Source organism: Kaistella yonginensis (assembly GCF_030409525.1).
Lineage (GTDB): Bacteria > Bacteroidota > Bacteroidia > Flavobacteriales > Weeksellaceae > Kaistella > Kaistella yonginensis.
Genome location: NZ_JAUFQB010000062.1, coordinates 1 through 13922, shown reverse-complemented (window position 1 = coordinate 13922; position 13922 = coordinate 1). Strand labels below are relative to the sequence as shown.

At 36.1% G+C, this 13922-nt stretch carries 10 protein-coding genes; 7 read left to right on the top strand and 3 right to left on the bottom strand.

What is annotated here, in order from left to right:
• Nucleotides 1-10: 10 nt before the first annotated feature.
• The 6 genes from QWY78_RS13615 (at nucleotide 11) to QWY78_RS13590 (ending at nucleotide 9741) form a co-directional block, all read left to right on the top strand.
• Entirely contained in the window at nucleotides 11-3559 is a 3549-nt protein-coding gene (locus QWY78_RS13615; protein ID WP_290220726.1) for an efflux RND transporter permease subunit, read from the top strand.
• A gap of 447 nt (nucleotides 3560-4006) precedes the next feature.
• On the top strand, nucleotides 4007-4552 hold the full coding sequence (locus QWY78_RS13610) for a hypothetical protein (protein ID WP_290220724.1): 546 nt from the start codon (nucleotides 4007-4009) through the stop codon (nucleotides 4550-4552).
• A gap of 46 nt (nucleotides 4553-4598) precedes the next feature.
• Nucleotides 4599-5300 (top strand): hypothetical protein, encoded by a 702-nt coding sequence (locus QWY78_RS13605; RefSeq protein WP_290220721.1) that lies wholly within the window; start codon nucleotides 4599-4601, stop codon nucleotides 5298-5300.
• A gap of 59 nt (nucleotides 5301-5359) precedes the next feature.
• Nucleotides 5360-6091 (top strand): DUF6966 domain-containing protein, encoded by a 732-nt coding sequence (locus tag QWY78_RS13600; RefSeq protein WP_290220718.1) that lies wholly within the window; start codon nucleotides 5360-5362, stop codon nucleotides 6089-6091.
• 128 nt (nucleotides 6092-6219) lie between these two features.
• On the top strand, nucleotides 6220-8919 hold the full coding sequence (locus tag QWY78_RS13595; RefSeq protein WP_290220716.1) for a phosphoenolpyruvate carboxylase: 2700 nt from the start codon (nucleotides 6220-6222) through the stop codon (nucleotides 8917-8919).
• Between the two features lie 120 nt (nucleotides 8920-9039).
• Nucleotides 9040-9741, top strand: coding sequence for a hypothetical protein (locus tag QWY78_RS13590; protein ID WP_290220715.1), 702 nt, complete (start codon nucleotides 9040-9042; stop codon nucleotides 9739-9741).
• Nucleotides 9742-9773: 32 nt separating this feature from the next.
• On the opposite strand, the gene QWY78_RS13585 is transcribed toward QWY78_RS13590, so the two are convergent.
• The 3 genes from QWY78_RS13585 to QWY78_RS13575 form a co-directional block, all read right to left on the bottom strand.
• Nucleotides 9774-11129: an MATE family efflux transporter gene (locus QWY78_RS13585; RefSeq protein WP_290220713.1), complete on the bottom strand. Its 1356-nt coding sequence runs from the start codon at nucleotides 11127-11129 to the stop codon at nucleotides 9774-9776.
• A gap of 66 nt (nucleotides 11130-11195) precedes the next feature.
• Nucleotides 11196-12380 carry a sigma-54-dependent transcriptional regulator gene (locus tag QWY78_RS13580; protein ID WP_290220711.1) on the bottom strand — a complete coding sequence of 395 codons (1185 nt, stop codon included), beginning with the start codon at nucleotides 12378-12380 and terminating at the stop codon, nucleotides 11196-11198.
• A gap of 78 nt (nucleotides 12381-12458) precedes the next feature.
• A complete protein-coding gene (locus QWY78_RS13575) occupies nucleotides 12459-13127 on the bottom strand; it encodes a YggS family pyridoxal phosphate-dependent enzyme (protein WP_290220709.1) in 669 nt (222 codons plus the stop codon).
• 198 nt (nucleotides 13128-13325) lie between these two features.
• Between QWY78_RS13575 and QWY78_RS13570 the strand changes: the two genes are divergently transcribed.
• Nucleotides 13326-13730, top strand: a complete 405-nt coding sequence (locus tag QWY78_RS13570) for a hypothetical protein (protein WP_290220707.1) — start codon at nucleotides 13326-13328, stop codon at nucleotides 13728-13730.
• Nucleotides 13731-13922: the final 192 nt, after the last annotated feature.

Here is a 13922-nt window from a genome sequence, read left to right as displayed (position 1 = left end):
AATTTAGAATATGAACGAAAATAAACACCACCAAAAAGAATCATTTTTATCCAGTTGGGCGGTTGATAATAGAACTACAGTGTATGTACTTACTTTTATCATCGTGCTGCTCGGGATATTTTCTTTCTTTTCGATGCCGCGGGAAAGTTTCCCAGAGGTGGTTCAAAATAACATCTATATTTCTACGGTGTATCCCGGAAACTCTGCCGAAGACGTAGAAAAAGTAATTACCAAAGAGCTTGAAGACAAATTCAAAAATGTTTCAGGCGTCACCAAAGTGACCTCCAATTCATTTCAGGATTACTGTCTGATCGTGGTCGAATTTGATTCTAAACTCACCGTTTCTGAAGCGAAAATTAGAATTAAAGATAAAGTAGATGAAGCCAAAGGCGATCTAGATTGGCCCAATTTAGATTCGGGTTCCAAGGTAGAACCCAGCGTGTTCGACCTCAATATTTCCGAAGAGTTACCGATTTTGAATATTAATTTAAAAGGTAATTATCCAAAATTTACTTTAAAACAATTTGCAGAAGACCTTAAAGATGATTTAGAAAATATCCCCGAAATTAAGGAAGCGACTATTTTGGGAGTAGATGATAATGAAGTAGAAGTGGCCCTCGATCTATTTAAAATGAACGCGGCGGGAGTAAGTTTCGATCAAGTTATTAATGCCATTAAAAATGAAAATATCACCATTTCTGGTGGCAATTTAATCACTGAAGGAAACCGTAAAAATGTACGAATCAAAGGACAAATTTCTTCGCCTTCCGAATTGAATAATTTCGTAATAAAACCCGGCGTAAAAATTCGGGACATTGCCCAAGTAAATTTTCAGGAAAAAGAACGAACCACGTACGCCAGAGAATCAGGCAAAGATGTGGTGATGATCAACCTGAAAAAACGAGCCGGCACCAACATGATTTCTGCCATTGAACAGGCGAAAGAAAAAATTGAAAAAGCCCAAGAAACCTACCTGCCTCAGGATTTAGGTGTGACCTTGACTTCAGACCAATCTTCGGCCGTAGAACATCAGGTGAATGAATTGGCAAATCATATTCTTATCGGGATTTTACTCGTTATGGGAGTGTTGAGTTTTTCCATGGGAATGAAAAATGCACTTTTCGTAGGAACGGCAATCCCGCTCTCTATGTTGATCGCTTTTGCGATTTTACAAATGGCAGGAATCACCTTAAACACCATGGTATTATTTGCAATGGTTATGGGTCTCGGGATGCTCGTAGATGATGGGATTGTCGTGGTAGACAATGTTTACGCGAATATGGAAAAAGGGTTGCCAAGAAGATTGGCTTCTAAATATGGAATTGGCGAAATCGCTTTTCCGGTAATTACTTCCACTTTAACAACCGTTTTTGCATTTTTACCGATGTTGCTTTGGCCCGGAATTATGGGAGAATTTATGAAATATTTCCCGATTACCATTTCGGTCACTTTAATGGCCTCACTTTTCGTCGCATTAGTCATTAATGCTTCAATGACAGGAGGCGCAATGACTTTGGAAAATAGAAATCTGACCAAGCAACAGGCAAAAAAATACACCATCATTTTCGCGATTTTAATCATCGTTTTTGGAATTCTTAGATGGGTTACCGGCATTACTTATTTCTTTGGCGTGGTGAGTGTTTCGGTTCTGGGAATCCTCGCAATTTGGTTATACAAAGGATTCTTCCACGATAGAATCGAACATTTCCAACATACCTTTTTTCCAAGATTGGCAGAAACGTACCAACGATTTATCACCAATATCTTAGTTGGAAAAAAACCGAGAAATTGGTTTCTGGGCGTCATTGGCGTTTTGGTTTTCTCCTTTATACTCTATGGAGCGATGATGGGAATTGGGCGCTCAAAGGTTCTATTCTTCCCAGAAAATATTCCAAAACAAACCATTGTTTATATGGAATATCCACAAGGAACGGATATTACAAAAACCAATAGCGCAACCAAACAGGTAGAAGGTAAAATTTTACAAGTCCTGAACAAATACAAAAGACCCAATGGCGAAAATTACCTGATCGAATCCATGGTAACTTCCGTGGGAAAAGGCGCCATTAATCCTGAAGTTGATGCCGGCTCGCAAGCAGATACCCCGTACAAATCCAAAATTACGGTGACCTACGTGGAGTTCAATTTACGTCGGGGTATTAATACCGCAAATGTGATGGAGGAAATTCGGCAAGCCATTCCAGCTATTCCTGGTTTCACCTATTCCGTAGAAAAAGATGCAAACGGACCGCCCGTTGGTTTCCCAATTTCTATAGAGTTGAAAGGGGATGACTACGACGAACTTTTGGGCGAAGCCACCAAAATGATTACGTTTATTAAAGGACAAAATATTTCTGGAATAGAAAACCTGCAGGCAGATATTAATAAAGACAGCCCAGAACTAATCATTGATATCGATCGCGAAACTGCCGGAAATCTAGGCGTATCAACAGCGTACACCGGAATTACTTTGCGTAGAGCTTTGTTCGGCCAAGATATTTCTACCTTCAAAGATGTGAAAGATGATTATGATATTGCCGTAAGATTGCAGCGTGATCAACGAAGAAATACCAGTATACTATTCAATCAGCCGATTACTTTGCAAGGTCCAGATGGAACCGTTCAAGTTCCCATGTCAACATTTGCAACCATGAAAGAAGAAAATACCTTTAACAAAATCAAAAGAAAAAATAACAGCAGAACAATTATGCTGTATTCCGGAGTATTGAAGGGATATAACGCCAACGAAATTGTACAAAAATTACAATCCTCGCTGAAAAATTACCAAACGCCGGAAGGAATTTCCTACACGTTTGGTGGTGAGCAAGAAGAGCAAGGAAAAAACCTAAACTTCCTTTTGTTTGCACTTTTCTTGGCGATGGCTTTGGTAACCTCTATCATTGTTTTCCAATTCAATTCAATCTCGAAAACACTCATTATTATGACCACCATTTTACTGAGTTTCTCTGGCGTGTTCCTGGGATTATCCATATTCGGGATGGATTTCGTGATCTTGATGACGATGATGGGAATTATTTCCCTTGCCGGAGTGGTAGTGAAAAACGGAATTGTACTCATGGATTTCTTCGTGCTCAAACTCGATGAAAAAGTCGCAGAAAAAGGTGTAGAAACCCATGATGATTTAGAGCTAGAAGAAGTAAAAGAAATCATTGTACAATCTGGAAAAGAACGTTTGCGACCGGTTTTACTCACCGCAACCACGGCTATTTTAGGACTCATTCCTTTAGCCATTGGGTTGAATTTTGATATCGCGTCTTTCCTTACCACACTCGATCCGCATTTCTCTCTTGGAGGCGACAATGTAGCGTTCTGGGGACCCTTGGCATGGACGATTATTTTCGGGCTTTCCTTTGCCACGTTCTTAACTTTAATTATCGTTCCGGTGATGTTTTACATGATCTCTAAACGAAAAATTAACAACAGAACAAAGTACCTTAAAAAGCATGAGCACGATGCTGAAGAGGAAGCTGCAGAAATCGAAAGAATCAGAAACCTGTATCCAGATGATTCGCATCTGCAAAATTACCACCCGGAATAAGCGCAGTTTGCCTAACCAAATTCCCCGAGACCAAACGTTTCGGGGATTTTTTTGGAGCACGCCAGTTTTTGCTACTTACCATAACCCGTCCAGCTCTTCATTCCAATCTGTCATTGCCACCCAGGAATCGCTCCCTTGAAAAACTTGGTCAGCAATGACAGGATTTTCCCTTCGATCTGGGCTAAAACCCAGAGCATTGTTCACTCTAAAAGCTTAAAACAGTTTGTTTATATAAAAGGATATTGTAGATTTCTCTATTTTTTACACGAAAACAATATTAAAATTTCCAAATGAAGAATATTTTTCAATTTATAAAGAAAAAAAATATATCTTAGTAATGAACAGCAAAAGGTTTATACAAGCAAGTAGAAAGTTTTCGTATTTTTAGCCCGCCTGCAGAAATATCCGACTGCCTGCAAGTTTACCACAAAAACCTGAAAATTGAATATGAAAATTGGACAAAAATTTAACAGTCTAACTTTGAAAGAATATTTTTTCTACATCGATCATTATAAAAAATATACTGATTTTAATACGCTTGGTCTTTATCGTTCAATAATTGAAAATGAAAAATTGACCCTTGAAGAAAAAATTTCAGTTAGAAATTATGCTAACCAAATCTTTCAAAAAACGTTCGATTTCTTGCAACTTAAAGACCCAAAAACATTTGTTGAAGTTTCATATTTGGGCGAAGAATTATCAAAAGGAGATGAAGAAAAAATTTGGAATGAAATTAGGAAAAGTCAACAAAAAATTTTAACCGACAAAAAAATAAAACATCGAAATTTTGGCGATTATTCAAAACATAATTGTGGTTATGAAGATTGTGTTTATAATGGATTAATGATACAACAAGGTTCAAGATTAGCAGAAGGTCAAATTCATTTTGACAGTGACAGATCTAAATATTCTACGAAAGAGAAATCAGAAAAGCGAAAGTTGGACAGGAAAAATGTAAAAAACATTATTAAAAAGGATTTTGAAAGTGAATAAAACCCAAAAGTAGCCGCTAGTACGAAATATGATAATAAGACCACCTATGAAAAGAACTATTACACTGGTTTTTATCCTAACTTTTTCAATTTTCTATTCTCAAAAATTTAAAATAATCTCTTTAAAGGATTCAATTCCAGAAAATAAGAATTATGAAATATTTGAATTTATTAATGATAAATCGTCAGTAGAAAATAGCAATTATATCGCAACAATAAGTTGTGAGGGTGAAAAATCAGCATTTTCAAACATTTTTGAGATTGCAAAATTTCAATCCCAAAATCTAGGAGCAAACTCATTTAAATATATAAAAAAAGAAGAAAATGAAGATCGTATAAAAATCTATTTAGATATTTACGCTACAACAGATCAATTTTTATTTCTGAATAGAAAAAATGAGGAGGAAAATAAAATCTACGTTTTCGGCAGTGACAATTTAAACGATAAAAAGAAGCGTTATTATAAGCTCAATGGAAAATTAAGAACGCTTCAAAATCGAAAATTTGATCAAATTAATTATAAATTAGGCTCTAAACTAAAAATTGCTCAAAAAGATTTTATGGCAATTCCCATACAATTTCAAGCAAATAAAAATTTTAAATCTATATTCTTAAATACTGATGGTTGGGGGAGAAATGAAAGTCAAGAAAGTGTTAAAAACTACGGAATTGTCACCGTAACGACCTATGAGTTATTTTATAATTTTGATAAAAATCTCGGTTATGTCTTGCTCGAAATTTTCAATTAAAAATACCTCTACCAGCGGATTTTCTACCGTACAACCATAGGCAATATTAGAAACTTAAAATGGAACTTTACCCGGAAATACTAAAAGTCTTGAGAAATCTTCTTGAAAAAAGTCACAATGCTCATTGGGTAAATTGGATTGATGAAGATATGGAACAGTGGAACAAATTCAAAAGCACTAACCATCATCTTTCAGCTTACGGAGGAATGGGGTCGATAAATGATTTATGGGTTGGGGGAAATGATTTGAACGGAATCTGGGAAGATGAAATTTTCGATAAATCTAAAGCTCTTGCGTATTCACTTGCTCAAAATAAAGGAATTGGAAGTTCTGAACTTGTCGCTTTTTCAAATCAACCGAATGGAAAAGAAATAGAAGGGTGGAGGTGTTTAGAATGTGGATATTCTGAAATATCTCAAAATGGAATTGAATCTTATATTGCAAAGAAATTTGTTCCTTATATTCTGAAAGAAAAGATTGAGAACCAAGAATTAGCATCAATAACAGAAATAAACGATTTACGAAATTTGGAAAAAGTAGTAATGAATAGAAATCAAGTAATTTCAACAATAAAAAACTCGGAAATTGTATGCACTGAAAAAATCGACAAATGGGAAAAACCTTGCCCGAAGTGTACCTTTAAGAATAAAGCAGTTTATCGATGGGATTTTATTGAAAACTCTGAATTAAACGAAATAACACCATCCGAAAATAATTTAAAAATAAAGAAAGACAAAAAAACACCGCCTAACACTCTGTATAAAAAATTGCTGGCTTTTTTTAATTTATGAAAGTCTTCGAGGCCTTTCTATCTGTGATTTATTTGCTAACTTTAATGCTTTAAACACGCAGCGTTCTATACGGAAAACTGCTCGCTAAAAAGCAAATCCAATTACTACAATTTATACAGAATTTTAACATGAATAAAAATAACACCTTTAAAAAAATGATCAATGACCGAAATTTTATTATGGATTGCTATGTTGAAATGTTAGCTCGTATTAATGAAAATGAAGTTGTAGAACTGATTAAAAATAATAATTTTTCAGAAATAGACCAAGGAAAACTTTCAAGCGATAAGATTATTCAGTCTTTGAGCATTTATTTTCAGTTAATGACAATGGTGGAGGAGAATGCGGCTACGCAATACCGCAGAAAAATGGAAAATCAAGAAGAAATTTATTCCATTCGAGGGAGTTGGGCAGAAGCTTTTAAACTTTGGAAAAACCAAGGGATTACCGAAAAAGAAATGCTAGAATCTATTTCAAAAACCCACGTTATTCCTGTGTTAACTGCCCATCCGACCGAGGCCAAACGCGTAACCGTAATTGAAATTCATAGAGAATTGTATTTGCTTTTAGTAAAAAGAGAGAATACATCATTAAGTAAATTGGAGCAAAATAGTATTGAAGAAAACATCATCAATCTTTTAGAAAGATGGTGGCGAACAGGCGAAATTCATCTGGAGAAACCTCAGATTGAAGATGAACGTGCAAATATTATTTATTATTTTACCAGAATTTTCCCGGCGGTATTAGCAAGAAGCGACGAACAGTTGAAAGGATCCTGGATTGAAGTAGGGTTAAACCCGGATTATATTAAAAATCCCGACGTTTTTCCTAAAATTAATTTTGGAAATTGGGTGGGTGGCGATCGAGATGGCCATCCATTTGTAACCCCAAGCATCACCCAAGAAACTTTAGAATTATTGCGAAAAAATGCGCTTTCGCTTATTAAAAAACAATTGGTGAATGCTGCAATTAAATTTTCGGTGTCCGCCATTACGAATCCAGTTCCTTTTAAGCTTTCGGAAATGATTAAAAATCAATCTGAAGCCTTAGGAACACAAGGAAAAAAAGCAGTTCAGAGAAATTCTTATGAACCTTGCCGGCAATATGTGAACTTACTCATTGTGAAGTTAGAAAATACAATCTCTAACAATTTCGCAGATTCGAATTCCTATTTTAAATCCAGCCAAGAGCTTAAAGAAGATCTTAAATATTTCAGAACAATTCTTATCGAAAATGGCATGAGAGGTCTAGCGGAAGATCTGCTTTTCTCTTTGGAAAGAGCGGTGAGTTGTTTTGGTTTTCATTTGGCTTGGTTAGACATTAGGCAAAACAGTACCTTTCACGACAAAGCTGTTTCGCAAATTTTAAAAGCTAATGGTGAAAAAAATTTCGATTTTGAAAATTGGAACGAAGAAAAACGAGTCACTTATTTAAGCGAACTTTTAGAGAACCACGCTACCATTACCGACATCTCCCTTCATTACGGTCCAGAAGCGGATAATGTTTTAGATTGTTACCGGGTGATTCGGCAGCACATCAACAAGTATGGTTCCGAAGGGATCGGTTCATTTATTATCAGTATGACCCGAAAACTTAGTGATTTGCTCGCAGTGTATTTCTTGATGAAAGAAACGCAATTATTAAATACCGCGATTAAAGTTGTACCGCTTTTTGAAACCATAGAGGATTTACACCAAGGTCCAATTATTTTGGATCAGTTTTTACAACATCCTACAACGCTTCTCAGAGCCGCTAAATTAAATTATCAACAAGAAGTGATGCTCGGCTATAGTGACAGTAATAAGGACGGCGGAACCATTGCGAGCAAATGGAATTTGTATCAAGCAGAACAAAAAATCTCAGAAATTGCGCTTAAAAATAATTTCAGCGTTTATTTCTTTCATGGTGCCGGTGGAACCATCAGTAGAGGTGGTGGAAAATACCATCGTTTTTTAGAAAGTATGCCAACCAATACCGTCAATGGAACGGTGAAAATAACGGTTCAAGGTGAAACCATTGCGCAGTTATTCGGAAATCCACTTACAGCTACCTACAACCTCAATGCTTTGGCTTCTGGGGTAGCAAAACAAACTATTTTGGCCAAACAAAAGGTCGATAAGCAACCATTCCCAATTGAGATTATGGAGTACTTGTCTCAAAAATCATTTACGCATTACCGAGATTTAATAGAAACTCCAGGTTTTATCAGCTTCTTTGGTAAAGCAACTTGTATTGATGTTTTGGAAAGAAGTAAAATTGGTTCAAGGCCAGCCAGACGAACCGGAACAAGAACCCTTGCTGATCTTAGAGCCATTCCTTGGGTATTTAGCTGGAATCTTTCTCGCATCAGCATAACAGGTTGGTATGGACTTGGAAGTGCCTTAAAATCTTTGAAATCAGAAAAACCCAAGGCATTTGAAAGTTTGAAGCAAAGTTTAAACGAATGGCCCTTCCTTAAGTTTTTGGTGATACAAACCGAAACCAATCTTATCCTTTCTAATAAAGAAATGATGGCCCTATATGCAAATTTGGATGAAGCTACGGCTGAACGAGAATTATTCATGTCGAAAATACGAACTGATTATGATGATTGTTTTACATTAATAGAAGAATTATTTGAAGAACCCGCTTTGATTCGAAGAAAAGGACAATACGATAACATTTTGTGGCGCGATGAGAAATTAAAAGTGTTGCACAATTTACATGTAGAATACATCAAACAATGGCGGGCTATAAAGGATGAAAATAGTACCGAAAAAGAACAGATTCTTACCAAATTATTAAGCATTATTAATGCGATATCGAGCGGATTGAAAAATACAGGATAAGGTCGTTTTAAATATGATCATCAACTGCAAGCATTTGATATCCATCGGTAGAATTATGCATCTACTAACCGTTGTAAATTATTCAATTCGCAGAAATACCCAACCCTCAGCAGAAAGCCTATGATAAACATTCCGTATTATTTGGGAGGTTACCAAATCATCAAATTAAAACCCATAAATTATGGTGCTCTAAAGGGTGAAACCGCCCATACTTGTAGCGGTTGTATTAACTTTTCTATTTTTGATTCGTGGGCTCAAAGTTGGACAAAACAAAATTTAGATCAAGAACAAAAACAAGAATTGAAACTTGACGAGCAAAAAATTATAGAAATCCAGAAATGGACAGAAGCAAAGTTTGAAAACCTCGCAAACTTATTTACCAACCTGGAAGATGCTACAGCGTTCAAGAATTGTTTTTTAAGTGATATTCCCGACTTGGAAATTTACAGCATTAACTTTTCTGAAAAGGACAAAAACTTACTGATCGAAGAGTTTGCTGAAGGAATGAATACAGAAACCTTTAATTATAATAATGGTGATTTTAATTTAAGAAAAAATCTACTGAAAAATTTTCCTGAAAATAAGGATGAAATATTTTTAGGCTTTGATTTAATTGGTGTCGAATGTGATGGCTCTTTCCATAGTTTTATATGTACAAATGCCAGTGAAGAATTGAAAGTAAAGTTTGGATTAGGACTCAATGAATATGGATTATTTGATACAATTAATGATTCTGATGAACTACGAAATTTCTTATTAGACGAAAAGTTTTTCGAACCCGTTCCGTATTACATTTGCAAAGTGAAAAAATTAATTTCTTAATTTTATTAAAGTGTGCTCATCATTTACAGCTTTTATACCACATCAATTTTCCGTTGAGACAGCTTCAAAAATCTTCGGATTAACAAAAACGCAGAGATGGTAAGGCCCACGCCCAAAGCAATCCACATTCCGTAAGCGCCCATTTCGCGCGTCACACAAAGATAATAGCCGAGTGGGAGGGTGATGATCCAGTAAGCGACGAAGGTTAAAATACTTGGTGTTTTCACATCCTGCATGCCTCGCAAAATTCCTAAAGCCAAAATCTGTAAACCATCAGACAGTTGAAAAAGTGCTGCAATAATTAGTAATTGAGAAGCCAGTAAAATAACCTCCACATCTTCTTTTTGCGTAAAAAAGGTTGGAAAAATATCGCGTCCCACAATAAAGATGATCCCACAAATAACCATGAATATAAATACGATTTTCAAGTTATTGATGCCGACATTGCGCAGTTCCCGGTAATTTCTTTCACCAAACCGGTTTCCAGCCATGATCGTCGTTGCAATACTGAAACCGATACAAAGGTTAAAGGTAAAAGATGCCATGGACAAAGCGATTTGGTGCGCCGCAATATCTTTAGCAGAAACCAGGCCGCAAATAAACGCTGCTGCTGCAAAAGCAGTCACTTCAAAAAACATTTGCAAGGCGGTAGGTACGCCTAATTTGATAAGTTTGCGAAACATTTTTTTCTGAAAAAGTTTCGTTTTCAGCGTAAAATCATCCATGTATCTTTTGGTGCTCGGATGTTTGCGCATCACAAAAAACAGAAAAATGACCATGAAAACCCGCGCGATAAATGATGCATACGCAGAACCGTCGACCCCCAGGGAATCCATACCGACTCCTTTAATAAAAATATAATTCAATACGATGTTAATGATATTTGCAAAGATCGTCGCTTTGGTAACGCCAATCGTAAAGCTAAGTCCTTCTGAAACTTCCCGCATGGTTTGGAACACCATGAAGGGTAGAATACTGATAATGGTTATCCTTAAATAACTTTCGGTATCAGGAATAATATGTTCGGGTTGATCCAGATGATACAAGATGGGCATGGCAAAAAGCATGAGAATAACCAACGCTAACCCAATCATAATATTGAGTACAAATCCGTGTCGGAAAATGCGGTTAATCATGGTATGGTCATTCTGCGATTGTGCCTCAGCAACCAAGGGTGGGATCGCCAGTGAAAAACCTAGCGCCAGCACAAAAACAGAAAAGAATACACCGTTCGCTAATGAGACGGAAGCGAGCGCATCTGCACCCAAAAGTTTCCCCACCATAATATTATCAAACAACTGCACAGAAACTTGTCCTACCTGCGTAATCATCACAGGAAGTGCGAGTTGAAATAATCTTTTGGTGTGTACGGGATTTAAAATTTGCATAGGGAAGTAGAAAAAGAAATTTGCGGCAAAATTACCGCAAATAATAGAAAATTATTGTGTAAATTTTTATTTTCTCACAAAACTCGCAACATCATCTGCATTGATCGGGTTTGATCCTAAAATAATCAACCGTTCCACTACATTTCTCAGTTCACGAATATTTCCCGTCCAACTAAAGTTTTCTAAAGCAGTGATCGCTTTTGCATCAAACTCTTTCAAGGCGGTGCCATGTTCCTCAGAGATTGCTTTTGCAAAATGTTTCACCAAAAGTTTAATATCATCTTTTCTTTCATCCAAAGACGGCACATAAATTTCGATGACAGAAAGCCGGTGATATAAATCTTCCCTAAACTTTCCTGCGGCAATTTCGTCCTGCATATTTTTATTGGTTGCCGCCAAGACTCGCACATCTACCTTTATTTCTTTATCACTTCCTACCGGCGAAACTTTGCTTTCTTGTAACGCACGCAACACTTTTGCCTGCGCGATGAGCGACATATCGCCAATCTCATCTAAGAAAATAGTTCCATTATTGGCCAATTCAAATTTTCCTTGCTTGTCTTTAATGGCTCCAGTAAAGCTGCCTTTCACATGTCCAAATAATTCAGATTCGATAAGTTCTGAAGGAATTGCTGCGCAGTTAACTTCGATCATAGGGCCTTTGCTACGGTCACTTTTCGCGTGAATCGCGTGCGCAACCAATTCTTTTCCCGCACCGTTTGGTCCGGTTATTAGAACACGTGCATCAGATGTTGCGACTTTTTCAATCATGTCCTGAATCTTCTTCAAAGCAGGCGATTCACCAATCATCTGATATTTCTTATTTACTTTTTTCTTTAAAGTCGTATTTTCGATTTTTAAATGTTGATTGGATTTTTGTAAAATACGTCGGTCTAAAGCATTTTTAACACTCGTAATCAATCGGTTAATGTCAATTGGTTTTGAAATAAAATCGTAGGCGCCTACTTTTAAGCAATCTACGGCGGTATCAATATCTGCATGACCCGAAATCATGACAAAGGTAGTGTCTGGTTTTAGCTGTAAGGCTTGAGACAAAAGTTCAGTCCCTGAAACTTTCGGCATTTTTATATCTGAAACGACCAAAGCGAAATCTTCTTTTTCTATTTGCTTTAAACCTTCCAAACCGTCTTCGGCAATTACGAATTCATAATCAGGTAATTCATCGGAAAGAATACTTTGTAAGACGCCTGAAATGGCTTTTTCATCTTCAACAATTAAGATTTTTTGCATTATAAAGGTTTATGTATTTAATAAAATTAGGAGGTAATTTCTGCGAACGATGCAGCAATAATCATACCTAAAAGCAGGTCATGGGTAGTTTCGGCTCCCGAAAATTGCAGAACCCACCCGAATCGAGGTGGCACCACATTCAATAGCCAACGGGTAGTCGTCGCTCATACCCATTGATAAGGTTTCTAATTTTTGGGTTAAAGAAAGCTGATCGAATAGATTTTTCAAGAAAGTGAATTCTTTTTTCACTTGGTTTTTATCTGCGGTAAAGGTGGCCATCCCCATTAATCCCGTAATAACCACACCAGGGAATTTACCACGAAGGTATTCTACGTATAACTCCTTTGTTTCATGAATTTCTAAACCATACTTGGTCTCTTCTTCCGCAATTTTTACTTGGAGTAAAACCTTAATTTTGCGTTGATTTCGTTCAGCTTGTTTATTAATTTCAACTAAAATCTTTTCAGAATCTACACTTTGAATGGTATCGATAAAGGGAGCGATATATTTCACTTTGTTGGTTTGTAAATGACCGATTAAATGCCACTCAATATCTGCGGGTAAGTGCGGTTGTTTCTCCATTAATTCCTGTACCTTATTTTCGCCAAATACCCTTTGTCCTAAATCATAAACTTCAAGAATTTTTTCGACCTGATGCGTCTTGGAAACGGCGACAAGTTCGATGGATGCGGGTAGGCTGTTTTTAATCTTTTGGTAATCCTCAGCAAGGGTTAAGTTATCTGGCATTAGGCACTATAATAAGGTTAGAATAATTAAAAATGGTCACTGGCGAAATGTAAGAAAAATATCCTTTATCTGCAAAAAAAAATAGAAACGCTATGATATAAAACGCAGCTATTTTGAAAAATAAGTAACGTTTGGGTGTTTTCACCTATAATTATGAACAATTAAATTCTAAATTTGTTATCATTAAAAATTAAACACATGAGCAACTTAGAGAAACATTTAATTACAAACAAAGAATCGGCAATATTGGCCGAGGAATACGAAAAAAGTAATTATGTTGCAATCAATGCAAAAAGACCTACAAAAAAACCAGATTCAAAAACGTATACGTATGATTTAGAAGTTTTACAGGACTATATCAATTTGATCCGTGAAGGAATGGAAAAAAAAGGAATAAAGAATAAAGGCATCAAAATTTCTTTGGGACAATATCCAGAAAGAGGTTTTGACTCCCGTTTAGATCCGATTTATAACGGCTATCAGACCATATTCTTTTCAGCAGAAGATCTTGATTCACCGAAAGGAAAAGCAGGTTCAGAAGACGGAGATGACCCAGAAGGACTTCCTAATTTAGATTTTGGTCAACTGTGCCCACCTTATTAAAACCAGATGATGCTAGAATGGAATCGAAATATAGGCAGTATAATTCAACTATTTTTGGTCATTGTTTTTTTTATATTACTCGTTATAAATGGTAGTGTCCCACTAACTGTGTAAGTTGAAAAGTTATTCTGAAAAATTTTGAGCCCTTAAAGCTCAAAAAAATTTTTCGGAAATAACTTTTTTACTATTTTT

Bases quoted from the DNA above. Each gene is read 5' to 3' on its own strand.
- QWY78_RS13615 (WP_290220726.1), top strand. From the start codon at position 11: ATGAACGAAAATAAACACCACCAAAAAGAATCATTTTTATCCAGTTGG.
- QWY78_RS13610 (WP_290220724.1), top strand. From the start codon at position 4,007: ATGAAAATTGGACAAAAATTTAACAGTCTAACTTTGAAAGAATATTTT.
- QWY78_RS13605 (WP_290220721.1), top strand. From the start codon at position 4,599: ATGAAAAGAACTATTACACTGGTTTTTATCCTAACTTTTTCAATTTTC.
- QWY78_RS13600 (WP_290220718.1), top strand. From the start codon at position 5,360: ATGGAACTTTACCCGGAAATACTAAAAGTCTTGAGAAATCTTCTTGAA.
- QWY78_RS13595 (WP_290220716.1), top strand. From the start codon at position 6,220: ATGAATAAAAATAACACCTTTAAAAAAATGATCAATGACCGAAATTTT.
- QWY78_RS13590 (WP_290220715.1), top strand. From the start codon at position 9,040: ATGATAAACATTCCGTATTATTTGGGAGGTTACCAAATCATCAAATTA.
- QWY78_RS13585 (WP_290220713.1), bottom strand. From the start codon at position 11,129: ATGCAAATTTTAAATCCCGTACACACCAAAAGATTATTTCAACTCGCA.
- QWY78_RS13580 (WP_290220711.1), bottom strand. From the start codon at position 12,380: ATGCAAAAAATCTTAATTGTTGAAGATGAAAAAGCCATTTCAGGCGTC.
- QWY78_RS13575 (WP_290220709.1), bottom strand. From the start codon at position 13,127: ATGCCAGATAACTTAACCCTTGCTGAGGATTACCAAAAGATTAAAAAC.
- QWY78_RS13570 (WP_290220707.1), top strand. From the start codon at position 13,326: ATGAGCAACTTAGAGAAACATTTAATTACAAACAAAGAATCGGCAATA.